This is a genomic window from Collinsella aerofaciens (genome assembly GCF_015554145.1).
In the GTDB taxonomy this organism is placed as follows: Bacteria; Actinomycetota; Coriobacteriia; order Coriobacteriales; family Coriobacteriaceae; genus Collinsella; species Collinsella aerofaciens_AA.
In genome coordinates this window covers 44,708-68,777 of the sequence record NZ_JADNHZ010000007.1, presented here as the reverse complement: position 1 = coordinate 68,777, position 24,070 = coordinate 44,708, and the positions used below count along the sequence as shown (strand labels likewise).

Annotated in this window: 20 protein-coding genes and 5 tRNA genes; 21 read left to right on the top strand and 4 right to left on the bottom strand. The window is 60.7% G+C overall.

All coding sequences use genetic code 11. The annotated features are described in order from the left end of the window. Positions 1-115: 115 nt before the first annotated feature. The 12 genes from dnaN (at position 116) to typA (ending at position 12,038) form a co-directional block, all read left to right on the top strand. The gene (gene dnaN, locus I2E13_RS04190; protein WP_099432409.1) at positions 116-1,219 is read left to right on the top strand and encodes a DNA polymerase III subunit beta; all 1,104 of its coding nucleotides are present in this window, start codon (positions 116-118) and stop codon (positions 1,217-1,219) included. Positions 1,220-1,228: 9 nt separating this feature from the next. Then, positions 1,229-2,335 (top strand): DNA replication/repair protein RecF, encoded by a 1,107-nt coding sequence (gene recF / locus I2E13_RS04185; RefSeq protein WP_117584031.1) that lies wholly within the window; start codon positions 1,229-1,231, stop codon positions 2,333-2,335. Then, positions 2,322-2,885 carry a DciA family protein gene (locus I2E13_RS04180; protein WP_271817590.1) on the top strand — a complete coding sequence of 188 codons (564 nt, stop codon included), beginning with the start codon at positions 2,322-2,324 and terminating at the stop codon, positions 2,883-2,885. The genes recF and I2E13_RS04180 overlap by 14 nt, the downstream gene beginning before the upstream one ends. A 105-nt stretch (positions 2,886-2,990) precedes the next feature. Then, positions 2,991-5,021 carry a DNA topoisomerase (ATP-hydrolyzing) subunit B gene (gene gyrB, locus I2E13_RS04175; protein ID WP_195404262.1) on the top strand — a complete coding sequence of 677 codons (2,031 nt, stop codon included), beginning with the start codon at positions 2,991-2,993 and terminating at the stop codon, positions 5,019-5,021. A gap of 202 nt (positions 5,022-5,223) precedes the next feature. Then, the gene (gene gyrA, locus I2E13_RS04170) at positions 5,224-7,932 is read left to right on the top strand and encodes a DNA gyrase subunit A (protein ID WP_195404274.1); all 2,709 of its coding nucleotides are present in this window, start codon (positions 5,224-5,226) and stop codon (positions 7,930-7,932) included. A gap of 297 nt (positions 7,933-8,229) precedes the next feature. Beyond that, positions 8,230-8,306: transfer RNA gene (locus I2E13_RS04165), tRNA-Ile, on the top strand. A gap of 67 nt (positions 8,307-8,373) precedes the next feature. Next, a tRNA-Ala gene (locus tag I2E13_RS04160) sits at positions 8,374-8,449 on the top strand. 4 nt (positions 8,450-8,453) lie between these two features. Further along, positions 8,454-8,530: transfer RNA gene (locus I2E13_RS04155), tRNA-Ile, on the top strand. A gap of 184 nt (positions 8,531-8,714) precedes the next feature. After that, complete coding sequence (locus I2E13_RS04150) at positions 8,715-9,215, top strand: bifunctional nuclease family protein (RefSeq protein WP_099432413.1); 501 nt, start codon at positions 8,715-8,717, stop codon at positions 9,213-9,215. 30 nt (positions 9,216-9,245) lie between these two features. Further along, positions 9,246-9,602, top strand: a complete 357-nt coding sequence (locus I2E13_RS04145; protein WP_195404261.1) for a hypothetical protein — start codon at positions 9,246-9,248, stop codon at positions 9,600-9,602. A gap of 30 nt (positions 9,603-9,632) precedes the next feature. Next, a complete protein-coding gene (locus I2E13_RS04140) occupies positions 9,633-10,082 on the top strand; it encodes a hypothetical protein (RefSeq protein ID WP_089572580.1) in 450 nt (149 codons plus the stop codon). Positions 10,083-10,199: 117 nt separating this feature from the next. Beyond that, a complete protein-coding gene (gene typA / locus I2E13_RS04135; protein WP_195404260.1) occupies positions 10,200-12,038 on the top strand; it encodes a translational GTPase TypA in 1,839 nt (612 codons plus the stop codon). A 129-nt stretch (positions 12,039-12,167) separates the two neighbouring features. On the opposite strand, the gene I2E13_RS04130 is transcribed toward typA, so the two are convergent. From I2E13_RS04130 to I2E13_RS04115, 4 genes are all read right to left on the bottom strand, one after another. Then, positions 12,168-13,313 (bottom strand): bactofilin family protein, encoded by a 1,146-nt coding sequence (locus tag I2E13_RS04130; protein ID WP_195404259.1) that lies wholly within the window; start codon positions 13,311-13,313, stop codon positions 12,168-12,170. A 106-nt stretch (positions 13,314-13,419) separates the two neighbouring features. After that, positions 13,420-14,109 carry a trimeric intracellular cation channel family protein gene (locus tag I2E13_RS04125; RefSeq protein WP_229057814.1) on the bottom strand — a complete coding sequence of 230 codons (690 nt, stop codon included), beginning with the start codon at positions 14,107-14,109 and terminating at the stop codon, positions 13,420-13,422. Between the two features lie 370 nt (positions 14,110-14,479). Further along, a tRNA-Ser gene (locus I2E13_RS04120) sits at positions 14,480-14,570 on the bottom strand. Between the two features lie 48 nt (positions 14,571-14,618). Next, a tRNA-Ser gene (locus I2E13_RS04115) sits at positions 14,619-14,709 on the bottom strand. A 504-nt stretch (positions 14,710-15,213) separates the two neighbouring features. Here I2E13_RS04115 and rpsF point away from each other — a divergent pair. The 9 genes from rpsF (at position 15,214) to I2E13_RS04070 (ending at position 24,059) form a co-directional block, all read left to right on the top strand. After that, entirely contained in the window at positions 15,214-15,507 is a 294-nt protein-coding gene (gene rpsF, locus I2E13_RS04110; protein ID WP_006235831.1) for a 30S ribosomal protein S6, read from the top strand. 48 nt (positions 15,508-15,555) lie between these two features. Then, positions 15,556-16,008, top strand: coding sequence for a single-stranded DNA-binding protein (locus I2E13_RS04105; RefSeq protein WP_006235830.1), 453 nt, complete (start codon positions 15,556-15,558; stop codon positions 16,006-16,008). A 72-nt stretch (positions 16,009-16,080) separates the two neighbouring features. Beyond that, positions 16,081-16,347, top strand: a complete 267-nt coding sequence (gene rpsR, locus I2E13_RS04100; RefSeq protein WP_006235829.1) for a 30S ribosomal protein S18 — start codon at positions 16,081-16,083, stop codon at positions 16,345-16,347. Between the two features lie 15 nt (positions 16,348-16,362). Next, a complete protein-coding gene (gene rplI / locus I2E13_RS04095; RefSeq protein WP_022094073.1) occupies positions 16,363-16,902 on the top strand; it encodes a 50S ribosomal protein L9 in 540 nt (179 codons plus the stop codon). Positions 16,903-17,122: 220 nt separating this feature from the next. Further along, entirely contained in the window at positions 17,123-18,520 is a 1,398-nt protein-coding gene (gene dnaB / locus I2E13_RS04090; RefSeq protein ID WP_006235827.1) for a replicative DNA helicase, read from the top strand. Between the two features lie 93 nt (positions 18,521-18,613). Beyond that, positions 18,614-19,900, top strand: a complete 1,287-nt coding sequence (locus tag I2E13_RS04085; protein ID WP_089572585.1) for an adenylosuccinate synthase — start codon at positions 18,614-18,616, stop codon at positions 19,898-19,900. Positions 19,901-20,018: 118 nt separating this feature from the next. Further along, positions 20,019-21,323, top strand: coding sequence for a phosphoribosylamine--glycine ligase (purD, locus tag I2E13_RS04080; protein WP_117735842.1), 1,305 nt, complete (start codon positions 20,019-20,021; stop codon positions 21,321-21,323). Positions 21,324-21,343: 20 nt separating this feature from the next. Further along, positions 21,344-22,039 carry an NUDIX domain-containing protein gene (locus I2E13_RS04075; RefSeq protein WP_195404258.1) on the top strand — a complete coding sequence of 232 codons (696 nt, stop codon included), beginning with the start codon at positions 21,344-21,346 and terminating at the stop codon, positions 22,037-22,039. A 247-nt stretch (positions 22,040-22,286) separates the two neighbouring features. Then, entirely contained in the window at positions 22,287-24,059 is a 1,773-nt protein-coding gene (locus I2E13_RS04070; RefSeq protein ID WP_195404257.1) for an ABC transporter ATP-binding protein, read from the top strand. The last annotated feature ends 11 nt before the right edge of the window (positions 24,060-24,070 follow it).

Below are 24,070 nucleotides of genomic sequence, written 5' to 3'. Positions count from 1 at the left end.
AGGTTGCTGTCGATTCTCTTTCTGGGTCTGACCTGCGTCTTTGGGAGTAATCAACAGTTTCGTCAGTGCTATTACTATTATTAAGATATTTATATCTATAGAAAGGTATTAAAAGATGAAGTTCACCGTCAGCCAGAGCTCGCTTACACAAGCCATCGGCGTCGTTATGAAGGGTGTCGCTTCGGCATCCACCCTCCCCATCCTGTCGGGCGTGCTCGTTAAGGCCCAAGACGGCATCTTGGAATTCCAGACCTCTAACTACACCATCTCGATCCGTCATCGCATCGCGGCGCATGTCGAAGAAGAGGGCGAGATGGTTATTCCCTGTAAGATGCTCTCCAATATCACCAAGACCCTCCCCGATGCCCCGGTCACCTTTGAGCTGTCCGAGCGCCAGGTGCTGATTGGTTGCGAGAAGAGCTCTTTCCGCCTGAACACGCTCGATGCCAATGACTTCCCCGAGTTTCCGGCCTATGCCATCGAGAGTGCCGTGGAGCTGCCGACCGATGTCTTGTCCGAAATGGTCGGCCGCGTGTGGCGCGTCACCTCGACCGACAAGGCTCGCCCCATCCTGGGCGGCGTGCACATGAAGGTCGAGAACAACACCGTACGCCTGGTAGCGACCGATTCCTTCCGCTTGGCCGTGTGCGATACGCAGGTCGAGACCTCGACCCTCGAGGGCTCCTTTGAGCTCAACGTTCCGGCTGACGCCTTTAACGACGCGCTGAACATCATGGCCAGCCAAGCGACCATCATGATCGGGGCTACCGACACCCAGGTCGTCTTCGAGGCCGGCAACACCACCTACGTGTCGCGCCGCATCGAGGGCGTGTACCCCAACTACAAGCAGCTCATCCCCGATTCGTGCGTGACGAGCGTCAAGATCGACGTCGCCGCCTTTAACGCCGCCCTCAAGCGCGTGGCCGTTATCGCGAGCGCCAACCCCGCCGTCAAGTTCGAGATCGATGTCGAGAACGGGCAGATGGGCCTGTCCTCCATTTCCAATGACCAGGACCTTGCGCAGGAGACGATCGATGTCGAGGCCGAGGGCGAGTCGGGTACCATCGCCTTCAACTACCACTACATCTTCGGCTGCCTCAATGCCCTGTCCAAGGAGAAGGAGATCACGCTGGAGCTCAAGAGCTACTCGCAGGCGGGCATCTTTAAGTCCTACGACAAGATCAACTACCTGTACCTGGTCATGCCGGTCCGCATCTAGCGCTGCGCCATGACCATGTTCGCCCGCGATCTTTCCGTCGCGCACTACCGCAGCTTCGATAGCTATCACCTTGCCCTGGACGAGGGCGTGACGATACTTGCGGGACCCAACGCGGCGGGAAAGACCAATCTCATAGAGGCGCTGCAGCTGCTGACGAGCGGCGCCTCGTTTAGGCATCCGACCGCAGCCGAGCTCGTCCATGACGGCGTGGGCTCGTGCAAGATCGAGCTGAGGCTCGAGGGCGACGGCCGCGTGCTTGATATGGGATTGAGCGCGGAGGACGGTAAGCGCTCGTTTAGCCGCAACGGCAAGAGATGCTCTGCCGCCGGTGTGCGCGGGGTTCTTCCGAGCGTGCTGTTTTGCCCCGACCATCTGGACATGGTTAAGCGTGGCGCCAGTGTGCGCCGCGCCGCCCTCGATGACTTTGGCATGCAACTGAGCGCACGCTATGCCGATCTTGCGAGCACCTATGGGCGCTGCGTGACCCAGCGTAACGCCTTGCTCAAGGAGACCTGGTGCTGCCGCGAGATGCTCGGCGCGTGGAACGATTCGATTGCCCGCGCGGGCTCGGCCCTGCTCGTGCACCGGTTGGCTCTGCTCGACCGGCTGGCGGGCCATGTGCACACTGCCTACGGGCAAGTAGCGTCAGGTGAGGCCGCCAACGTGACCTATGCGTCCACGCTGGGGGCTTTGCCCCAGGTCGAGGATCGCGAAGAGCTGAAGGGTTGGGCGTACGAGCGCATGCTGGCCGCCCTTGACGAGCATGCCGACGAGGAAATTCGCCGCGGCGTGACGTTGGTGGGACCGCATCGCGACGAGATTGAGTTTACCGTGGCGGGTCGCTCCGCCCGTTCATTTGCCAGCCAAGGACAGCAGCGCACGCTGGTGCTGTCCTGGAAGGTGGCCGAGGTTGCCGTGGCTCGCGATGTCCTGGGCACCGCCCCACTGCTGCTTTTGGACGACGTGATGAGCGAGCTCGACGGCGAGCGTCGCGGCGCTTTCCTGCGGCTGATTGGCGATGATATCCAGACGGTCATAACTACGACCAACCTGGGGTACTTTACCGATGACCTGCTTGATCGAGCCAAGGTGGTGAGCATGGGTGAGACGTGCTAATTACGAGCGCGAGAGCGAGACAGTCGCCTTCAGCGGGTTTTTGAACGCAGAGCGCCAGCGCATCCTGGCGGCTGCAACGCCTAAGCGCCGTGCGCAGATGGAGGCCGCCGAGGAGTCGCGCGCGGTCTATCGCGCATGGAACGCGGTGTGCTCGGGCACGCGCGAGGGGCGGCATGTGACGGGACTGCGCTACCTGCCTGAGTCCAATGAGCTGATGGTATATCTCGACTCGCCCTCGTGGACGCAGGAAATGACGCTGTTGCGCGAGATCATCCGCGCGCGCATGGAGCGCGCCGGTGCACATGTGGACGGCCTGGTGTTCAAAACCACCGCGCCCGGTCACACGCCGCCCGCCGCCAGGGAGCGCCTGCGCCCGGCGCCGACCGAGCGACCGCCGGCCCCGCACGCCGACCTAAGTGAGGCCGAGCGTACCGAGATCGAGCGCCAAGTGGCGCCCATCGAAGACCAAAAACTGCGCGAGGCCCTCGAGAATGCCATGAGAGCCAGTGCCGAGTGGGCCAAGGGCGTGCAAAGCAAAAAAGAGCCTTAAATCGCATCTGGTGGCCTTGTAGAGCCAAATACCCTCGTTCCCGAGGGTATTTTTTTACGATAAACTAGTAAGGCTGTACACATTTTCTTGACTGAAGGAGGACGTGTGGCAAACGAAAACGATTACGATGGCGGCGAGATTAAGATTCTCGAAGGTCTCGAGGCCGTTCGTAAGCGCCCGGGCATGTATATCGGCTCGACGAGCGCCAGCGGTCTGCATCACCTGGTGTGGGAGATCGTTGACAACTCCGTCGACGAGGCCATGGCCGGTTTCTGCACCGAGATCCAGGTGACGGTCCACGCCGACAACTCCATCACGGTCGTCGACAACGGGCGCGGCATCCCCGTCGACGAGCACCCTGTTAAAAAGATCCCGACGCTCGAGGTCGTTATGACGATCTTGCACGCCGGCGGTAAGTTCGATAACTCGGCCTATAAGGTCTCGGGCGGCCTGCACGGCGTAGGCATCTCCGTCGTCAACGCACTGTCCAAGCGCGTGGTCGTTCAGGTTCGTCGCGATGGCAACACCTACGAGATGGAGTTCTCGCGCGGCAAGACCGTCAAGAAGATGGAGGTCGTGGGCACCTCGGATTCGACGGGCACCACCGTCACCTTCTGGCCCGACGACGAGATCTTCGAGACCTGCATCTACGATTTCGATACGCTGCACAACCGTCTGCAGGAGACAGCGTTCCTCAATAAGAACCTCAAGATCGTGCTGACCGACGAGCGCGAGGCGACTCCCCACGTGGAGGAGTTTTGCTACGAGGGCGGCATCATCGACTTCGTCAAGTTCCTCAACGAGGGCAAGGACGTCCCCGAGGCCTTTAAGGAGCCCATCTACATCGAGGGCAGATCGGACCCGGACGCTCCCGTGGCCAAGATGGGCGAGGTCGAGGTTTCCCTGCAGTGGAATAGCGGCTACGGCGAGAACGTCATGTCGTTTGCCAACGACATCTACACTCCCGAGGGCGGCATGCACCTTGAGGGCTTCCGCACCGCGCTCACCCGCGTGATCAACGACTACGCGCGCAAACAGAACCTGCTCAAGGAAAAAGACGCCAACCTGACCGGCGACGATGTGCGCGAGGGCCTTTCGGCCGTTATCTCGGTCAAGCTGCCCGATCCGCAGTTTGAGGGCCAGACCAAGGCCAAGCTCGGTAGCTCCTATATGCGCGCGCTCACGCTCAAGATCGTGACCGACGGCCTCGCCGATTACCTCGAGGAGCATCCCAAGCCCGCCCGCGAGATCGTCAAGAAGGCGCAACAGGCCTGCAAGGCGCGCAACGCCGCCCGCAAGGCGCGCGAGGCGACCCGCCGCAAGAGCCTGCTCGAGACGGCGTCCCTGCCCGGTAAACTCGCTGACTGCTCGGTGCGCGACGCCGAGCTGACCGAGCTCTTCATCGTAGAGGGCGACTCGGCAGGCGGTTCGGCCAAGGACGGCCGTCGCCGAGACATCCAGGCGATTCTGCCCCTGCGCGGCAAGATTCTGAACGTCGAACGCGTTGGTGACCATCGCGCGTTCTCGAGCGACACCATCCAGTCGCTGATTACCGCGATCGGCTGCGGTGTCACGACGAGTGCCGGCGACGGCGGCGACTTCGATATCACCAAGGCGCGCTACCACAAGATCATCATCATGACCGATGCAGACGTCGACGGTGCGCATATCCGCATCCTGCTGCTGACGTTCTTCTACAAGTACATGCGTCCGCTGATCGATGCCGGCTACGTCTATGTTGCCTGCCCGCCCATCTTTGGCATTAAGGTGCGCAACAAGATCCACTACGTGTATCCCAACGGCCGCCAGCCCGAAGACGAGATCCTGCGCGACACCATCCAGAGTCTGGGCCTGAACCCCGACGACAACGACGAGGACGGCAAGGCCAAGGACGGCAAGATCACCAAGAAGCGCAAGGGCTATACCGTCCAGCGCTACAAGGGTCTGGGCGAGATGGACCCCAAGCAGCTCGCCTCGACGACGATGGATCCCAAGACCCGCATCCTGCAGCGCGTGTCGATCGAGGATGCCGTGGTGGCAGACCGCGCCGTGCGCGAGCTGATGGGTTCCGAGGTCGGCTATCGCCGCGAGTACATCGAGAAGCACGCGCATGACGCACGATTCTTAGATGCCTAACCTGTTCGGCTTTCCCAGCCACCGCACCTTCGCTCTCAATCGTCGGTCGCGTACCCAAGTACGCTTCCCTCCTCTTTCGAGCGAATCTGCGGCACCTGGAAAAGCCGTCTCCGTCCTAGTGACGGGGACGGGGACTATCTGATTTGAACCACGCAAACCATGAGGAGGTAACGTGGCAGACGATATCAACAATAACGAGGGCATGGGCGAGGCCGGCGACGCCGGCATGCCCGACGATCTGAGGCGCCTGCTTGCCCGTGCTGAGCAGGGCGAGGACGGCGATCCGGACGCCTATAACCCCGATGCCGATGATGACGAGGAAGAGGACGACGGTGAGCTCGAGGAGAGCTTTGGCGAAGTCGACCGTGGCGCCTCGGCCGGCGAGGATATCAATGGCGGCCAGCTCCAGATTTCGGAGTTCGGTCGCGAGATGAAGCAGTCGTTTATCGAGTATTCGATGTCGGTCATCACGGCGCGCGCCCTGCCGGACGTGCGCGACGGCCTAAAGCCGGTGCACCGCCGCATCCTGTACGCGATGAACGAGAGCGGCATCTACCCCAACCGCCCGCACAAGAAGTCGGCCTGGACGGTCGGCGAAGTTATCGGTAAGTACCACCCGCATGGCGACTACGCGGTCTATGAGGCCATGGTCCGCCTGGCGCAGTGGTTCTCCATGCGCACGCCGCTCATCGACGGTCACGGCAACTTCGGCAACATCGACGGCGACGGCGCGGCGGCCATGCGTTACACCGAGAGCCGCCTGGCCAAGCCCGCCATGGAATTGCTGCGTGACTTGCAGAAGGATACCGTCGACTGGCAGCCCAACTACGACGAATCGCTCGCCGAGCCTCAGGCGCTGCCTGCGCGCTTCCCCAACCTGCTGGTCAACGGCAGCCAGGGCATCGCCGTCGGCATGGCCACCAATATCGCCCCGCATAACCTCACCGAGGCGATCGAGGCAACCTGCTACCTGATCGATAATCCCGACGCCACTGTCGACGAGCTCATGCAGATCATGCCCGGTCCGGACTTCCCCACCGGCGCCATCATCATGGGCAGTGCCGGTATTAAGCAGAGCTACGAGACCGGCCGTGGCTCCATTACCGTGCGCGCCAAGGCTCACGTGGAGTCCACCAAGACCGGCCGCAGCCGCCTGGTCTTTACCGAGATTCCCTACATGGTCAACAAGGGCACCCTGCAGGAGAAGATCGCCCAGCTCGTCAACGACAAGCGCATCGAGGGTATCTCGGATATGCGCGATGAGTCCAACCAGAAGGGTATCCGTCTGGTCATCGAACTCAAGAAGGGCGTCATCCCGCAGGTCGTGCTCAACAACCTGTACAAGTACACCTCGCTGCAGACGACCTTTGGCGCCAACAACCTGGCGCTTGTCAACGGCGTTCCCAAATGCTTGAGCCTGCGCGAGATGCTGCAGCACTACATCGACCACCAGGTCGACGTTGTCACCCGCCGCACCCGCTTCGACCTTAAGAAGGCCCAGGCCCGCGCGCATATCCTCGAGGGTTACCTGATGGCCCTTGACCATATCGACGAGGTCATCAGCATCATCCGTTCCTCGCAGACCGATTCCGAGGCCAGCAGCCGCCTGATCGAGCGCTTTGGCTTTACGCCCGAGCAGACCACGGCCATCCTCGAGATGAAGCTGCGCCGCCTGACCGGCCTGGAGCGCGACAAGATCCAGGAAGAGCTGGACGGCCTGCGCCGCGCCATCGCCTACTACGAGGACCTGCTGGCGCACGAGGAGAAGATCCTGGGCGTCATTAAGGAAGAGATGCGCGAGATCTCCAAGAAGTTCGGCGATAAGCGCCGCACCGAGATCAGCCATGTCGAGAAGGACCTGGACGTCGAGGACCTCATCGCCGACGAGGACATGGTCGTGACCATCACCCACACCGGCTATGTCAAGCGCATCCCGGTGGCCGCCTACCGCGCCCAGAAGCGCGGCGGCAAGGGCGTCTCGGGCGTCAACCTCAAAGAGGACGACGTCATCGACGAGATGTTCATCGCGTCCACGCACGAGTACGTGCTGTTCTTCTCGAGCAAGGGTAAGGTCTATCGCCTGAAGGTGCACGAGCTGCCGGTGGGTACGCGCCAGGCACGCGGTACCGCGATCGTCAACCTGCTGCCCTTCGAGGAGGGCGAGAAGATCGCGAGCGTCATCAGCTGCCGCGAGTTCCCTGCCGACGAGTACCTGATGTTTGCCACCAAGAGCGGCATGGTCAAGAAGACCGTAATGAGCGCATATGACCGCAGCCGCCGCGACGGCCTGATCGCTATCAACCTGCGTGACGACGACGCGCTGCTAAACGTGCGCCGCGTGCGCGAGGGCGACAAGATTATCCTGGCCACCACCGCGGGCAAGGCGATCATGTTCTCCGAGGAGCAGGTGCGCGCCACCGGCCGCGATACTAGCGGCGTTCGCGGTATCGGTATGAAGGACGGCGTGAGCGTTCTGGGCATGGAAGTCACTAACGGCAACGGCGATCTATTCGTCATCACCGAGCGCGGCTACGGCAAGCGCACGCCGGTCGCGGACTACCCGGAGCAGAATCGCGGCGGCCAGGGCGTCTACACCATCCAAATGACCGAGCGTAAGGGCAACCTCGCGGCCATGAAGACGGTGGGCCCGCAGCACGAGTTGTTCATCGTGACGGAGGGCGCGACGGTCATTCGCGTCAAGACCGATGAGATTAGCCAGACTGGCCGCGCCACCCAGGGCGTCAAGATGATGACCGTCGACGACAACGACCGCATCTGCGCCGTAGCCCGCATGACGGCCGCCAAGGAGAAGCCCGAAGGCGAAGCCACAGAAGACGGCTCTGCCCCCGAAGAAACCCCTGTCGATCTAGGCGACGGCAACGACATGCCAGAGGATCTCCTAGACGAGTAAGAGGAACTAGCTGGTAGAAAATATCAGACCCCATATATCGGCGGTCGGCGCACTGCGCGCCGACCGCTTTTTTGACAAGCTTGGAGCCCCGTGTCAGACGGCTGGGCGAGATGGGTTAGGTTTGTCGCGAGTTCCGCACGCAAAGAAGGCCACTTAATGTGGCCTTCGTCTTGCGCAGGACTGCCCGAGCAGCAAACCTAACCCATCTCGCCCAGCCGTCTGACACACCCCTCAAAGATTTTCAAAAAAGTTGTTGACGCGCGCGTAACGACTCGTCTAATATATCCCTTGCGCGATGGACCTGTAGCTCAGTTGGTTAGAGCGTCCGGCTGATAACCGGGAGGTCACAAGTTCGAATCTTGTCAGGTCCACCACTTTCTTTCGCAATAAACACCCCAGCGAGAGCCGAGTCGCCGCTGGGGTGTTTATTACTGTCTCCGTGGGGGTTTAGCTCAGCTGGGAGAGCGCGGGCTTTGCAAGCCTGAGGTCAGGGGTTCGATCCCCCTAACCTCCACCATGATGGACCTGTAGCTCAGTTGGTTAGAGCGTCCGGCTGATAACCGGGAGGTCACAAGTTCGAATCTTGTCAGGTCCACCATCAAAACTGTGAAGAGCCCTGGGGCGTTGCCTCGGGGCTTTTTTCTTACCTACTGAAAGTAGTCAAAAAAGCCCCGCCCCAAATTAACTACTTTGATTTTGTGTGCTGTGCGAAAGTTTGGGTAGTATAGCTATTCAATGCGGCGGGCTGCCGCGTGTTAACCGCTACGTACCGGAGGTGTTCCATGGTTCGTGTCGACATAGAGACCATCGTCATGGCCGCCGGTCCCGTGCCATCGCTTATCGTACTTCGTGAGCGCAGCAGCAAATCGGACTCGCCCGCGCCGCTGCGTTCCCTTTCCATTCAGACTGGTTCGTTTGAAGCTGCTGCCATCAGCCGCGGCATCGATAGCGGCCGCGCCGAGCGCCCGATCACCCATGACCTGCTGCTCGACACCGTCGACGCCCTGGGCGCCAAGCTCGAGCGCATCGAGATCGTTCGCGCCGAGCCGCCGGTGTTCTACGCGACGATCGTCGTACTGGCCGATGGCGAGGAGCGCAAGATCGACGCCCGTCCCAGTGATGCCATTGCCCTTGCCGTGCGCAGCAATGCTCCCATGTTTGTGGAGGACGACATCATGAATCGCCTGGGCACTGTTTCTACCCACGCCGAGGAAGTCGACGACGAGCAGGAGTTCGAGAAGTTCGACGAGTTCGTCCATACGCTCTCCCCCGATGACTTCTAAATGTCTGGCACGCGAGCGGAGAGGTCGCTGATGGGTACCCGCGTATCGGCTGAAGTGGCCGCCATCGCGCGTGAAGCCCAGATGCGCTCGGAGGCTTCTGAGGCGGCTCGCATTGCCTATGTGACGCAGGCCCGCACGCTTCGCGAGCGCCGCGGCTCGTTTATCAAGATGGTTGTCGTCTCCGCCCTTGTCGCGGCAATCTGCTCGCGCCTTCGTGGTACAGTTGGTGCGCTTGGGTTTTCGATTTCAACAGGCTTGGTAATCTGGGGCGTGGTCGATGCAGTAATGCTGGCCAACCAGATCAAGGTACTCGACAAGCGCGCGATGGATATGATGCGCGCCCGCGACGCTGCCGCCAAGATCGCTGCCGAGGCACAAGAACTGTAACGACGCCGGACTCGATGGGAAGGTCTAAAGATGGCACAGGATATGCAGGACGCCGGTAACGTCTCCGCCGAGCTCGACGCCATGGTGTGTGACCTGATTGGTGCGTTCTTGGACGACCTTGCCGCCGGCGAGAATCCGGGCGTAGTTGTGGCGATCGAGGACGCTGCTTCCAACCGATATCTGGCGGCGCTCGACGAGGACGGCGAAGAGGCGTGCCTCGAGGCGGCCACCAACTTTATCTCCGAGCACAAGATGGGTCTTAAGGACGAGGGCCTGGGCCGCATCGCCCGCTATGCCATCGGCTACACCGGTTGTGTCGAAATTGACGGCGGCTATCACGACGCCCTGCTCGTGAGCTTCTTCGAAACCACGCTCGAGAGCGGTTTTTCGGCATATGTGCTGTATGAGGGCATGGGCGCCGGCGATGGTTTTATGTGGAGCGACCCTGAACCTGCAGGTGAGGAAACCCCTCTTATCTAAAATCGCTAAAATAAACGAGTTTTCGGTAAAAGGCTCAATATTCCCGTCGAGCGTTGCATTGCTGGGTGGGTCGCATACGCGTGCCGTTTGTATATGGATAGAAGATAGGGGAACTACATGCGCGTAGACAATCTGAGGAACATCGCCATCATCGCCCACGTCGACCACGGCAAGACGACGATGGTTGACAAGCTCCTGCGTGCCACGGACGCCTTCCGTGCCAACCAGCAGGTCGAGGACCGCGTCCTGGACTCTAACGACCAGGAGCGCGAGCGCGGCATCACGATTCTCGCCAAGAACATCTCTATCGAGTACAAGGACGTCAAGATCAACGTCATCGACACCCCGGGCCACGCCGACTTTGGCGGCGAGGTCGAGCGCGTGCTGCGTATGGCCGACGGCGCCCTGCTGCTGGTCGACGCCTTTGAGGGCCCCATGCCCCAGACCCGCTTCGTGCTGCGTCACGCTATCGACACCGGCCTCAAGATCATGATCGTCATCAACAAGATCGACCGTCCGGGCGCCAACCCCGAGAAGGCCTACAACGACTGCCTCGACCTTATGGCCGACCTGGGCGCCACCGACGACCAGCTCGAGTTTGCCATGGAGCATGTTATCTACGCCAGCGGCGTCAACGGCTTTGCCCGCCATGACCCCGAGGACGGCAATATGGACATGTATCCGCTGCTCGATATGATTATCGACGATATGCCCGCGCCCGAGGTTGATGAGAACGCCCCGCTGGCCATGCAGTGCGTGACCATCGACCACTCCAACTTCGTTGGCCGCATCGGTATCGGTCGCGTGTACTCCGGCACCATCCATCAGGGCGATCAGATCCTGGTCGTCAAGAACGACGGCTCCAGCGCCACCGCTACCGTCAAGCAGCTCTTTACCTTCGACTACCTGGGCCGCACCGAGTGCCAGGAAGTCGGCGCCGGCGATATCGCTGCTGTCGTGGGTATTGACCGCACCGATATCGGCGATGTTTACACCGACCCCGAGAACCCCGTCGAGCTCGAGCCCATCGAGATCGACCCGCCGACCCTGTCCATCGTCTTTGAGGCTTCGACCTCCCCGCTCGTCGGCCGTGACGGCGACATTGTGGGTGCCCGTCAGCTCAAGGAGCGCCTGTTCAACGAGGCCGAGAACAACGTGACCATGAAGATCGAGGAGCTCGAGGACAAGAGCGGCGTCGAGGTCTCGGGCCGCGGCATTCTGCACCTGTCCGTCCTGATGGAGTCCATGCGCCGCGAGGGCTTTGAGTTCCAGGTCGGCCGTCCCCGCGTTCTGTTTAAGAAGGACGAGAACGGTAACAAGCTGGAGCCCGTCGAGCAGGCTGTTGTCGAGTGCCCGGACGAGTACTCGGGCAAGGTCGTCGAGGTCTTCGGTACCTCCGGTGGCATCATGACGAGCATGGACACCTCGGGCATCGTGACCCATCTTGAGTTCAAGATCCCGACGCGCGGCATCATGGGTCTTAAGAACCGCATTATGAACGTCACCCACGGCGAGGGCGTGTTCTACCACACCTTCCTGGAGTACGGTCCCTACGCCGGCGAGATCGGCAACCGCCAGAACGGCGCCATGATCTCCATGACCACCGAGAAGGCCGTTGCCTACGCTCTGGGCACGCTGCAGGAGCGCGGCCAGCTGTTTGTTGAGCCGGGTACCGAGTGCTACGAGGGCATGATTGTGGGCGAGCGCAGCAAGGCCGGCGACATGGTCGTCAACATCGCCCGTACCAAGAACCTGGGTAACCAGCGTTCCTCGACCTCCGATATCTCCGTCCAGCTGGTGCCGCCTCGCACCTTCTCGCTGGAAGAGGCGCTGGAGTACATCGCCGACGACGAGCTGGTGGAGATTACTCCCAAGAACATCCGCCTGCGCAAGCGTCTGCTCAACGCCACCGACCGTAAGAAGGCAGCCGTCCGCGCTGGCCAGGTCAACAAATAAGCGCTGGGGCTTATAACCGCCAATAAGAAAGGGCGTCGACCGCAATGGTCGGCGCCCTTTTTGGTGCAAGGGGGACAGGTTCGCTTGCACCACCACAAAGGTGCCTGGCCCTTTTGTGGTGGTTGGCGACTAGGCGGTGGGGAGTCCTGGCGTATTAGCCGGCTGTTGCGACTTGAGGTGAGCGTTGCGCCAGATGATCTGGATAACGTAGCCGAGCATAAAGACAAATGCCACGCCGCTGATGAAGTCGCCGATGAGGGGGAGTCCTGTGAGGGCGCCTGCGGCCACACCGCCGACGGCTGCCATGGCGTAGCGGTTCTGGTTGTGTCCGACCATGCGGCCGATCGCGCACCCCGCAAAGGCGCTCGACACCAACGCGATGCCGATAACGCCGCACAAGAGGGCTCCGGCAAGCGACAGGCCGGCAATCGAGATAATCAGCAGCAGGACGGCGGGGACGACAGCAATCGTGCCCAGAAGACCGCTCACCCACAGGGGCATGGGGCGCTGGTGGAGCATGCCGGCGGCGCTGGCGGTTGCGCGCGGAAAGACGAGTTCGAGCAGTAGGGCGACAAAGCAGGTCGAGAGTGCCGCGGCGACGATACCGCCGATGACATCGTTAACGGTGGAAGTATCCTCGCTCTCGGTGCGGTCGATCTTGAGCGCGCCGACCTCGGCTCCCGCGGCGCGCTCGGGGTTCTCGGAGACGTGCGCGTTCACGGTGCCGGTGATGTGGGTGTTCTTGCCCAGGATGAGCTTATCGGCCCAAACCTCGACATCGCCCTCGACGGTGCCATCGATGGTCACGGTGTCGCCCGCGAGCACTGCCGACTTGGTAGAACCGCGCAGGGCAACCGTCTCGCCCATCGCGTAAAAACAGTTGGCGGTGCTACCGGTGTTGAGCACGACATGCTGGCCGGCAACGGTCACGCTGCCATCAACCGTAGTCTTGGCAATGTCGATGGTGCGCGCCGCCAAGCGGACGGCGCCGCCCACCGTGCAGTCGCGGATGGAGAGGCTCTCGCCTGCTGCAATTATGTCGCGGCCGATGGACGCATCGTCCAAGTTGAGGGCCTGACCTGCCCAGTACAGGTCACCTTCGACGCCGGACGGAGTGGCGTCATTGTCGGTCGCAAGTACGTTGCCTGCGGTGTCCGTGCCGGCAAGAGCCGTAGCGGGAAGTGCGGTGAGCGCCAGAGCGATGAGCGCGAATAGGATGGTGATGCGGCCCCGCGCTTTACGGCGTTGGGTCGACGGGAATTGATTGCAGGGCATAGTGAATCCTTCGTCAGATGCTCGATATGCACCTAACAGGGTACCCAACGCGTGGGCGCTCTAAAAGAACCTCTCGGTTGCATTTCGAAGGGTCGTGCCGTGCTGTTTACTTTTTACGGTGCAAGAAGCGCGCGATATCTTCTTCGGTGGGGCTTTTGATGTCAAAGCGCAGCGAGAGCCAGCGCAGACCCATGGTCACGACAACGCATACGACCAGCGCGGCGACATTGCTCATAATGCCGCTCATAACGAGACACACATAGCTTGTCGATCCGGCGATGGCGGCGATGGCATAAAAGTTAGTACGTTGGAAAATGCCCGGAACCACGCCCATAAAGCCATCGCGCAACATGCCGCCGCCCACCGCGGTGAAAAAGCCCATCATGATGCACACCGCCGGTGCAAAGCCGTAGACCAGCGCCTTGTCTGCTCCAGTGGCGGCGTAGATGCCGACCGAGATGATGTCGAGCAGGGGAATGAGTTTTTCGGGCTTGTCGACGATTGCCGGGAAAATATAGATGATGGCTGCCGTGGCAATGGAAAGCGGCAGCGCCATTGGCTGGTTGAGGATGTAGACGTTGCCCACCTGCAGCGTCATGTCGCGTAAAAGACCGCCGCCCAAGCCACAGACCACGGCGAGCGCAACTGCACCCACCAGGTCGAGTTTGTGCTCGCGCGCGACCAACACGCCCGAGATTGAAGCCGCGACGACGGCGAACATTTCGAGCCAAAACGGGATGGCGACCATGGCATCCGTGGCGTGTGAGGTAACGGTCATAGCGGCGACGACGGGCAAGATGGGGTCCTTTGGATTACGGATTTGGACAATGCCCGTACATAGTACATGTTCGGCGCCGATTGCGACCCTATTGCTCGGCAAACGGTCGGGACTGGATGCGGGCGTAGGTTCCATGTTTGGGGATCTGGGTCGATGCTGAACGCGATGGGGGCGTGGTTGAATAGGAGGGATGTCTAAATTTTGAGCAGCGCTCAAAATTTATCCGGTCGGCTTACGCCGACCGCGCTGCGCTAAAAACGCGCCCGTGGCGCGTTTTCTTTACGCTTTGCGCCCTGGCGGGTTCGAATCCCTCCTCCTCCGCCGTATTTGCTTGAACATGACTCGATAACAAAAAAGCTCCCGTTGTTGGGAGCTTTCTCAACCAAAATGGCGGAGGAGGAGGGATTCGAACCCTCGTGACCTTATACAGGCCAAACGGTTTTCGAGACCGCCGCATTCAACCACTCTGCCACCCCTCCGCGTGGGGTAAAAACAAAGCAGGCTCGAAGGCCTGCTTTGGAATTAACTGGCGGAGAGTCAGGGATTTGAACCCTGGAGACGCTTTTGACGCCTACACGATTTCCAATCGTGCTCCTTCGGCCACTCGGACAACTCTCCGTTAAATGCGAAAGTCAGTATACACGAGGAATCGCAAAGTGCAAACAGAAAAGTTGGCATTTTTTAAAACGCTTGGCCGCGCTTGGCGTTGCAGTGGGGTTTGAGGTGCCAAAAAACGGCTTCCGACCAGCGTGGTTGATCAACTCAATTGTTCAAAAGGGGTATTCATAAGCGACTTGGCAATGAATATAAAAATCTTTGGGTGGTGCTGTGGACCACTGGTATGCATTTTGCGACCACAGCCTTGTGCCCGTTGACCTGCGGCTTGGCTCAGCTTGTCCCCGCGGCACCGTATCTTGTCCACAAATCCGTCAAGCTCTTGGTCGGCATTTGGTTGGAATGCGCATGAAACGTCGTGCGAATATGGGCATATGTGGAGGTCATGAGGTTGTAGCTGCATATTCTTGCGGCCTGGGAGGTTGAAAGATATTATTACCAAGTCTTTTCCTGCTTCAGGCGCACCTTCACGACCTGAAGCCACATTTGCCCAGAGGAGGTGACAATATGAAGGCTTATGAACTGCTGTTCTTTGTTGACCCGTCGCTCGACCCCGAGACTCGTCTCGCTGTTATGAAGCGTATCGATACCACGATCGCCGAGGGCGCTGGCAAGGTCGACTCCGTTGACGAGTGGGGCAAGCGCAAGCTCGCCTACGAGATCAACGACCTCACCGATGGTGACTACACCCTCATCAACTTCCACGCAGATCCTACCCAGATCGCCGAGCTTGATCGCGTCCTGCGCATCACCGACGCTGTGGTCCGCCACATGATCGTCCGTCGTGACGACCAGGAGTAAGACTGTCGTTTTGGACTGGGCTTGTGCCCCAAGAGGAAGTAGTGAGTTATGAGCATCAATCGAGTGAACATCACCGGTAACCTCACCCGCGATCCCGAGCTGCGCGCCACCGCCGGCGGAACCCAGGTTCTGTCCTTTGGCGTCGCCGTGAACGATCGTCGCCGCAACGCGCAGACTGGCGAGTGGGAGGACTATCCCAACTTTGTCGACTGCACCATGTTCGGCACCCGCGCCGAGGCCGTGAGCCGTTTCCTGGCAAAGGGAAACAAGGTCGCGATCGAGGGCAAGCTGCGCTACAGCTCTTGGGAGCGCGACGGCCAGCGCCGGAGCAAGCTTGAGGTCATCGTCGATGAGATCGAGTTTATGAGCTCCCGTGGTGGCCAGGGTGGCTACGATCAGGGCGGTTACGCCCCCGCAGCTCCCGCGCCCGCAGCACGTCCTGCCGCACCGGTGGCTACGCCGCCCGCGGTCGACGTCTACGATGAGGACATCCCGTTCTAAGGGTTGTTCACCTATTTTTGAGTGAGAGGCGGCTTCGGTTCGCCGAAGTTGCCAAATGAAAGGTATTTTGACATGGCTAATGATTTTTCTGCACGTCAGCCGCGTCGTAAGTACTGCCAGTTCTGCAAGGAGAACACTGAGTTCATCGACTATAAGGACACTCAGCTTCTCCGTAAGTACATGACCGACCGTGGCAAGATCAAGCCCCGTCGCGTCACTGGCGCTTGCACGCAGCATCAGCATGACATCGCCAATGCCATCAAGCGCGCCCGCGAGATGGCACTCCTGCCGTACACCGTCCCCGTGGTTTCCTCTCGTGGCAACCGCGACCGCGGCTAAGAAGGGAGACGCATCATGAAGGTTATTCTTCTCGATGAGATCAAGGGCAAGGGCGGCGAGGGTGACGTCGTAGAGGTCGCTCAGGGTTACGCTGAGAACTTCCTGTTCCCCAAGAAGCTCGCTGTTGCCGCCACCAAGGGCAACCTCAAGCAGCTTGACGAGCGTCGCAACAACATCGCCAAGCGCGAGGCCGTCCGTCTGGCTACCGCCAACGAGACCAAGGCTGCCTTCGAGGGCAAGACGGTCACCGTTGACGTCAAGGTCGGCGACGAGGGCATCCTCTTTGGCTCCGTTACCGCCGCTATGATCGCTGACGCCATCAAGGCTCAGCTCGGTATGGACATCGACCGCAAGCGCGTCGAGCTCGGTAAGCCCATCAAGGTTGCCGGTGCCCACACCGTTGCCATCTCGCTGTACCGCGAGATCAAGGCCGAGGTTGTCGTTCTCGTCGGCGTTACCGCCGAGGAGCTCGCTGCCGAGGCTGAGGTCGAGGAGGCCGCTGAGGTCGCCGAGGCCGAGACCGCCGAGGTCGAGACTGAGGCTGCTGCCGAGTAGCATTTGCTGCAACGCAACAATCTTGTTCTAAGAAGGGCGCTCTGGGAAACCAGGGCGCCCTTTTGTTTTATTTGCGCTGAGTGAGTGTCATGGTGAACGTTGCGTCGAAGTCCTATACACAGGACCGTTCATCCGTTTGGTTCGGTGATGATTGGCGGCGCGCGGCGCGTTTTGGGACCGTGGCTGATACTATGGATGCTCGCAAGCGATATGAATGAGGATGCTCATGGCATATGACGATAGGGAGACCGGGCTGACGGTTGAGGACCGCGGCTCAAAGTTGGGTCTTCCCCAAAACCAAGATGCAGAGGCCAATGTACTGGCCGCTATGCTGCTATCGCCCGAGGTGGTCGAAGAAGCCCAGGTCGAGCTGCAGCCCGATGACTTCTACCGGCCCATTCATAAGACCATCTATACCGCGATGGTCGATATGTACAACAGCCGCATTCCCATCGACTCCATCTCGCTGATCGATTACCTGCGAAGCATCAACAAGCTCGATGCCGTGGGCGGCGAAGCGTACATTTTGGAGTTGATGGGTCAGACCCTGTCGCTCGTCAACTGGCAGCACCATGCCGCTATCGTTCGCCGCGATTCGATGCTGCGTGAGCTGATCGGCGCCACCAACGAGATCAACGCGCTGGCATACAACGCCCCCACCGACACCAAAGAGGTCGTGGAGCTGGCCGAGAGCAAGTTGCTCAAGGTCACGGCGCGCGAGGTCAAGTCGAGCTACAAGACGCTGACCGAGTTTATGGTCGAGGCCTATAACGAGGCCGAGGAAGTGTGCCAGGCCGGCGGCCAGGCTGCGGGCGTGCCCACGGGCTTCCCGTCGCTCGACCGCATGCTCATGGGTTTTCGCGAGGGCCAGCTCATCATCATCGGCGCCCGCCCTGCTGTGGGTAAGACGTCGTTCGCCCTGAACCTGGCGCTCAACGCCGCCGCCGCCGGTTATACCGTCGGCTTCTTCTCTCTGGAGATGTCGGGCAAGGAAATTGCCCAGCGTCTGATTTGCGCCTACGCCATGATTTCGATCAGTGACTTCCGCATGGGCCGCATTAGCCCCGAGCAGTGGGCCAATATCAACGAGGCCACGCAGACCTTGTCCAAGCTCGATATTCTGATTGACGATACGCCCGGCACCACGGTGACCGAGATCCGCGCCAAGAGCCGCCGCATGCTCCACAACAAGGAGAAGGCCATCATCATCTTGGACTACCTGCAGCTGGTGAGTCCTCCGCCGGGACGCCGCTCCGAGAGCCGTACCGTCGAGGTCTCGGAAATGTCGCGTGGTCTGAAGATCATGGCCAAGGAGCTCAAGATCCCGCTCATCGCGCTGTCGCAGCTCTCGCGTCAGGTCGAATCCCGTACCGGCAAGCGCCCGCAGCTTTCCGACCTTCGTGAATCGGGCTCCATCGAGCAGGACGCCGATATCGTTATGTTCTTGGACCGCTCCGCCGACGAGGCCGAAGCCTCGCGCGACGATCGACCCGACGAGGGCGTTACGCGTATCGTCGTGGCTAAGAACCGTTCGGGCCCGATCGGCGACGTCGACCTGATGTTCCTGCCGGCATCCACCAAGTTCTATGAGCTTGATGGGGCACATGCCGAGGAGTAGGACAGGCGCCCGTTGCACGGGTATACTGGGAATGTTTTGTGCTTCTGCGTGCCGGCGTGGCGCGTAGACAGTCCATGAATGTAAGGAGTAAACATGCCGTCAACCGTTTTGGTCGGTGCCCAGTGGGGCGATGAGGGCAAGGGTAAGATTTGCGACCTGGTCGCCGGCGACTTCGATGCTGTCGTGCGCTACTCGGGCGGCAACAACGCCGGTCACACCATCGTCGTCAACGGCAAGAAGTACGGCCTGCACCAGGTGCCCTCCGGCATCATGTATTCCGACCACGTGTCGGTGATCGGTAACGGCTGCGTCGTCAACCCCAAGGTTGTCCTTGAGGAGATCGACATGTTCGAGGCCGACGGCATCACCACCAAGAACCTCAAGATTAGTGGCAACGCGCATGTCATCATGCCGTACCACATCGATCTGGATGGCGCCTTTGAGCAGAAGCTCGGCAAGAAGAACATCGGTACCACCAAGCGCGGCATCGGTCCGTGCTATCAGGACAAGATGGCCCGCATTGGTCTGCGCATGCAGGACATGCTGGACGAGACGCTGTTCCGCGACAAGCTGGAGACCGCTCTTGCCCGCGTGAACCCCGAGCTCGAGCTCATCTACAACCTGCCCACCTACACCGTGGACCAGATTTGCGACGAGTATCTGCCGATGGCCGAGCGCCTGCGTCCCTACATCACCGAGACGAGCCTGCTGCTCAACAACATGATCGATGAGGGCAAGAACCTGCTGTTTGAGGGCGCCCAGGCGACGCTGCTCGACATCGACCACGGCACCTATCCGTACGTGACGTCTTCCAACTGTACCGCCGGCGGCGCCATCACCGGCTCCGGTGTGGGCATGAAGAACGTCGACCGCGTGCTGGGCGTCATGAAGGCCTATATCACCCGCGTCGGTTCGGGCCCCATGCCCACCGAGCTTTCCTATGAGTCCGAGGCCGGCCACACGCTGACCGAGGAGGGCTATGAGTACGGCGTGACCACCGGTCGCCGTCGTCGTTGCGGCTGGTTTGACGGCCCTATCGCCAACTATGCCTCGCGCGTCAACGGCCTCACCGACATCGCCGTGACCAAGCTCGACGTGCTTTCGGCCTTCGACACCATCAAGGTGTGCGTGGCCTACGACGTCGATGGCGAGCGCTACACGAGCGTGCCCGAGCATCAGGTGCGCTTTGAGCACGCCAAGCCCATCTACGAGGAGCTCCCCGGCTGGAAGTGCGATATCACCGGTTGCCGCAGCTTTGACGAGCTGCCGCAAGAGGCTCAGGACTATGTGGCGTTTATCGAGGATCTGGCACACACCCGCGTGACGTTCATTGGCGTTGGCGCTGGTCGCGAGCAGATCATCAACCGATTCTGGAAGTAATCGGGACCATTTGGTTATTGCGATATACCCCTTTGCAGCCCAAGTGGGCGGCCGAGGGGTATATTTGCTTGCAAAGGGCTCGCGCGGAGCGGGCCATTCATCCATAGAGGAGGCACCCTTGAAGGCGGACACTCAAACCATCGACATCCTGTTGTTGGGCAGCGGCGGCCGCGAGCATGCTTTGGCAGCAAAGCTCGCAGCATCACCGCGCGCCGGCAAGCTCTACATTGCGCCGGGTAACGGCGGCACCGCGAGCTGCGGCGAGAACGTTGTTCTCGAAGACTGCGATCCCGCGGCCGTGGCGGCGTTTGCTCAGAGCCACGGATGCGGACTCGTGGTAATTGGCCCCGAGGCTCCGCTCGTGGCGGGCGTGGCCGACGCCGTGCGCGCGGCGGGTATTCCCTGCTTTGGCCCGGGTGCCGAGGGCGCCCAGATGGAGGGCTCCAAGCTGTTCTCCAAGCAGCTCATGGAGCGTGCGGGCATTCCGACGGCAGCCTATGGTTCGTTTACCGACGAGGCTTCGGCTCTCGCCTACGTGCGCGAGCAGGGCGCCCCGCTGGTCGTCAAGGCCGACGGCCTTGCCGCGGGCAAGGGCGTTATCGTGGCGACCGAACTTGAGCAGGCCGAGGAGGCCGTGCGCGAGTGCTTTGGCGGCACCTTTGGCGATGCCGGCAGCACCGTGGTCATCGAGGAGATGCTGACCGGTCCCGAGTGCTCGCTGCTGGCCTTTACCGACGGCAAGACCGTGCGCCCCATGGCCACTTCGCAGGACCACAAGCGCGCGCTCGAGGGCGACAAGGGCCCCAACACCGGTGGCATGGGCGTCTACAGCCCGGTGCCCATCGTGACCGATGAAGAGCACGCCACGATGGTGGCGGTCATGGAGCAGACCGTGGCCGAGCTTGCTGCCGAGGGCATCGACTACCGCGGCTGCCTGTATGGCGGCTTTATGCTCACCCCCGCCGGCCCCAAGGTGCTGGAGTTCAACGCCCGCTTTGGTGATCCCGAGACTCAGGTTGTGCTGCCGCGCCTTAAGAACGACCTGGTCGAGGTCATGCTCGCCTGCGCCAACTGCGAGCTCGATCAGATTGAGCTCGACTGGCGTGACGAGTGGGCCGTGGCCGTTGTCCTGACGAGCGCGGGCTATCCCGGCAGCTACGAGAAGGGCAAGGTCATCACTGGCATTGAGGATGCCGAGGCCATGGAGAACGTGACCGTTTACCACGCGGGTACTGCCGTGGTGGACGGCCAGCTCGTGACCAATGGTGGCCGCGTGCTTGCCGTGACCGCTCTGGGCGACACGTTTGAGAACGCTCGCAACCTTGCCTACGAGGCTTGCGAGAAGATTGATTTTGAGGGCAAGACCCTGCGTCACGACATCGGCCTGCGCGCGCTGCGCGGCCGCGACGCCTGGGATGCCTAAATCCGAGAGGAATGAGACGGATGGACGAGAAGAACGAAGAGCTCGTGGACGCGCAGATCGTCGAAGAGGACAGCCGCATGTATGGGCACGCCGAGGGCGAGCCTGGTGGCGAGGTCGCTGACGAGCCGGCGCTGGTGCTGGGCGACGACGACCCGCACGATGCCGAGCTGCACGAGAAGATTCTTTCGGAGGAGTGCGCCTGGAAGGGCAAGATCCTCGACGTCCACCGTCTTGAGGTTGAGCTGCCCAACGGTCGCCGCAGCGCCCGCGATATCGTTCGCCATCCGGGTGCGGCGGCCGTCGTGGCGCTGACCGAGAGCGGCAAGATCGTACTGGTGCGTCAGTACCGCACCGCCATCGACCGCGTGACGGTCGAGATTCCCGCCGGCAAGCTCGATCCAGGCGAGGATCCGCTCGATTGCGCCAAGCGCGAACTGCATGAGGAGACGGGCTTTAGGGCTGGTCGTATTCGCTTTTTGACGTCGATTGTCACGTCCTGCGGTTTTTGCGATGAGATCATCCGCATCTACTTGGCTACCAAGCTCGAGTTTGATGCGCCCAACCCCGATGATGACGAGTTTGTCAACGTGGACCTGGTGCCGCTGCACGAGCTGATCGACGCCGTGCTCGACGGCAAGATCGAAGACGCCAAGACCGTCGTGGGCGCCTTGGCCTGCGATAGCATCGCGCATCGCCTTGGGGGTGCGGAGCTCTAGGTTACGCGGTTTTACCAAACCGCGTAACGAGTCGACGCTGCAAACGCCCCTAAGCGGCAATCTGCCTTTCAATCGTCGCTCGCGTACCGAAGTACGCGTCGCTCCTCTTTCAAGGCACCTTGCTCGCTTAGGGACGTTTTCGCTGACGCTGCCAGAACATCGGCGTTATGCTTGTTGGGACGCTTTGTTTTCAGCCTGACCGGTTCAACCGGATTTCTCACGCTATTTATTTCTCTTCGAGGATTGCATGTTTAAAAGGTTTCTCTCGTATTACGAGCCCCAGATGGGGCTTTTTGTTGCTGATACTGTTTGTGCTCTGGTGCTTGCCGCCATTGACCTGGCGTTCCCCATTATCCTGCGCAATTTGACCGGTGGGCTCTTTACCCAGGGTCAGGCTGCCATTATGCAGGCGCTCGGTATGATCGCGGTGGGTTTGGTGCTGATGTATGCCGTCCGCTGCGCCTGCCGCTATTTTGTGAGCTATTGGGGTCACGTGATGGGTGCGCGCATGGAGTCCAAGATGCGCGAGGACCTGTTCGACCAGTATGAGCGCTTTAGCTTTGCGTACTTCGACCGTAACAGCTCGGGCGACATGATGAGCCGCGTGGTCAACGACCTGTTCGATATCTGCGAGGCGGCGCACCACGTGCCCGAGTGGATCATCATCTGCGGCATCGAGATTATCGGCTCGTTTGTGATCCTCTTTACCATCGCCCCGGTGCTGGCGCTTGCCATGGCTGCGGTGACAGCAGCGTTTTCGGTCATCATGTTTTGGCAGAACATGCGCATGCGCGAGGTCTTTAGCGACAACCGCAAAAAGATCAGCGGCATCAATGCGCAGCTGCAGGATTCGCTGGCGGGCATGCGCGTGGTCAAGAGCTTTGCCAATGAGGAGACCGAGCGCTCTAAGTTCCGCGCCTCCAACAATCGCTACCTTTCGTCCAAGGAAAACATGTATCACGCCATGGGCGTCTATACTGCGACGTATGGCCTGCTCTCGGGTGTGCTCTATGTGATCGTGGTACTGCTGGGCGGCTGGCTGGTCGCCCAGGGACAGCTGCAGGCGGTCGATATGGCGACCTTTGCACTCTATATTTCGCTGTTCTGCACGCCGCTCGAGACACTCGTCAATTCGGCCGAAACGTATCAGAAGGCCATCGCCGGCTTTAAGCGTATGGACGAGGTACTCTCGACCGCGCCGGATATCCAGGACAAGCCGGGCGCCATGGATCTGCAGGTGACCGCCGGCGCCGTGGATTATCACGACGTGTGCTTTAACTACGAGGATGTTGAGCTGGGCGAGGGCGATGCCGACGAGCGTCCCGTTATCGACCATATGGATCTGTCCATCAAGCCCGGGCAGACCATCGCTTTGGTTGGCCCTTCGGGCGGTGGCAAGTCCACGACCTGTTCGCTGCTGCCGCGCTTTTACGACGTTGCCGCTGGGTCCATTAGCATCGACGGTCAGGACGTGCGCGATGTGACGCAGCAGAGCCTGCGCCGCGCTATCGGCCTGGTGCAGCAGGATGTCTACCTGTTTGACGGAACAATCGGCGAGAACATCGCCTACGGCAAGCCGGGCGCCACGGCAGAAGAGATCGCCGAGGCCGCCCGTCGTGCCAACATCGATGCCTTTATCGAGTCGCTTCCACAGGGCTATGACACGGTCGTGGGCGAGCGCGGCAGCCGTCTTTCGGGCGGACAGAAACAGCGCGTTGCCATCGCGCGCGTGTTTCTCAAGAACCCCAAGATCCTGATTTTGGACGAGGCGACGAGTGCTTTGGATAACGAGAGCGAGGAGGCGGTGCAGGAGTCACTCGAAGAGCTGGCACGCGGCCGTACCACAATCATCATCGCCCATCGTCTTTCGACCATTAAGCATGCCGATGAGATTGCGACCGTTGAGCATGGTCGCGTTGTGGAGCGTGGCACGCACGAGGAGCTTCTCGCCCGTGGCGGCACCTATGCCCGTTACTATCGAATGCAGTTCGAAGGTGCGCGTGCGCACGAGCTCGACTGATTGATATGACA

Coding starts and splice junctions, on each gene's coding strand:
- I2E13_RS04070 (WP_195404257.1), top strand. CDS start 22,287: ATGTTTAAAAGGTTTCTCTCGTATTACGAGCCCCAGATGGGGCTTTTT.
- dnaB (WP_006235827.1), top strand. CDS start 17,123: ATGCTCATGGCATATGACGATAGGGAGACCGGGCTGACGGTTGAGGAC.
- I2E13_RS04145 (WP_195404261.1), top strand. CDS start 9,246: ATGGGTACCCGCGTATCGGCTGAAGTGGCCGCCATCGCGCGTGAAGCC.
- recF (WP_117584031.1), top strand. CDS start 1,229: ATGACCATGTTCGCCCGCGATCTTTCCGTCGCGCACTACCGCAGCTTC.
- gyrA (WP_195404274.1), top strand. CDS start 5,224: ATGGGCGAGGCCGGCGACGCCGGCATGCCCGACGATCTGAGGCGCCTG.
- typA (WP_195404260.1), top strand. CDS start 10,200: ATGCGCGTAGACAATCTGAGGAACATCGCCATCATCGCCCACGTCGAC.
- I2E13_RS04085 (WP_089572585.1), top strand. CDS start 18,614: ATGCCGTCAACCGTTTTGGTCGGTGCCCAGTGGGGCGATGAGGGCAAG.
- I2E13_RS04105 (WP_006235830.1), top strand. CDS start 15,556: ATGAGCATCAATCGAGTGAACATCACCGGTAACCTCACCCGCGATCCC.
- I2E13_RS04150 (WP_099432413.1), top strand. CDS start 8,715: ATGGTTCGTGTCGACATAGAGACCATCGTCATGGCCGCCGGTCCCGTG.
- I2E13_RS04140 (WP_089572580.1), top strand. CDS start 9,633: ATGGCACAGGATATGCAGGACGCCGGTAACGTCTCCGCCGAGCTCGAC.
- rpsR (WP_006235829.1), top strand. CDS start 16,081: ATGGCTAATGATTTTTCTGCACGTCAGCCGCGTCGTAAGTACTGCCAG.
- rplI (WP_022094073.1), top strand. CDS start 16,363: ATGAAGGTTATTCTTCTCGATGAGATCAAGGGCAAGGGCGGCGAGGGT.
- rpsF (WP_006235831.1), top strand. CDS start 15,214: ATGAAGGCTTATGAACTGCTGTTCTTTGTTGACCCGTCGCTCGACCCC.
- I2E13_RS04075 (WP_195404258.1), top strand. CDS start 21,344: ATGGACGAGAAGAACGAAGAGCTCGTGGACGCGCAGATCGTCGAAGAG.
- I2E13_RS04130 (WP_195404259.1), bottom strand. CDS start 13,313: ATGCCCTGCAATCAATTCCCGTCGACCCAACGCCGTAAAGCGCGGGGC.
- dnaN (WP_099432409.1), top strand. CDS start 116: ATGAAGTTCACCGTCAGCCAGAGCTCGCTTACACAAGCCATCGGCGTC.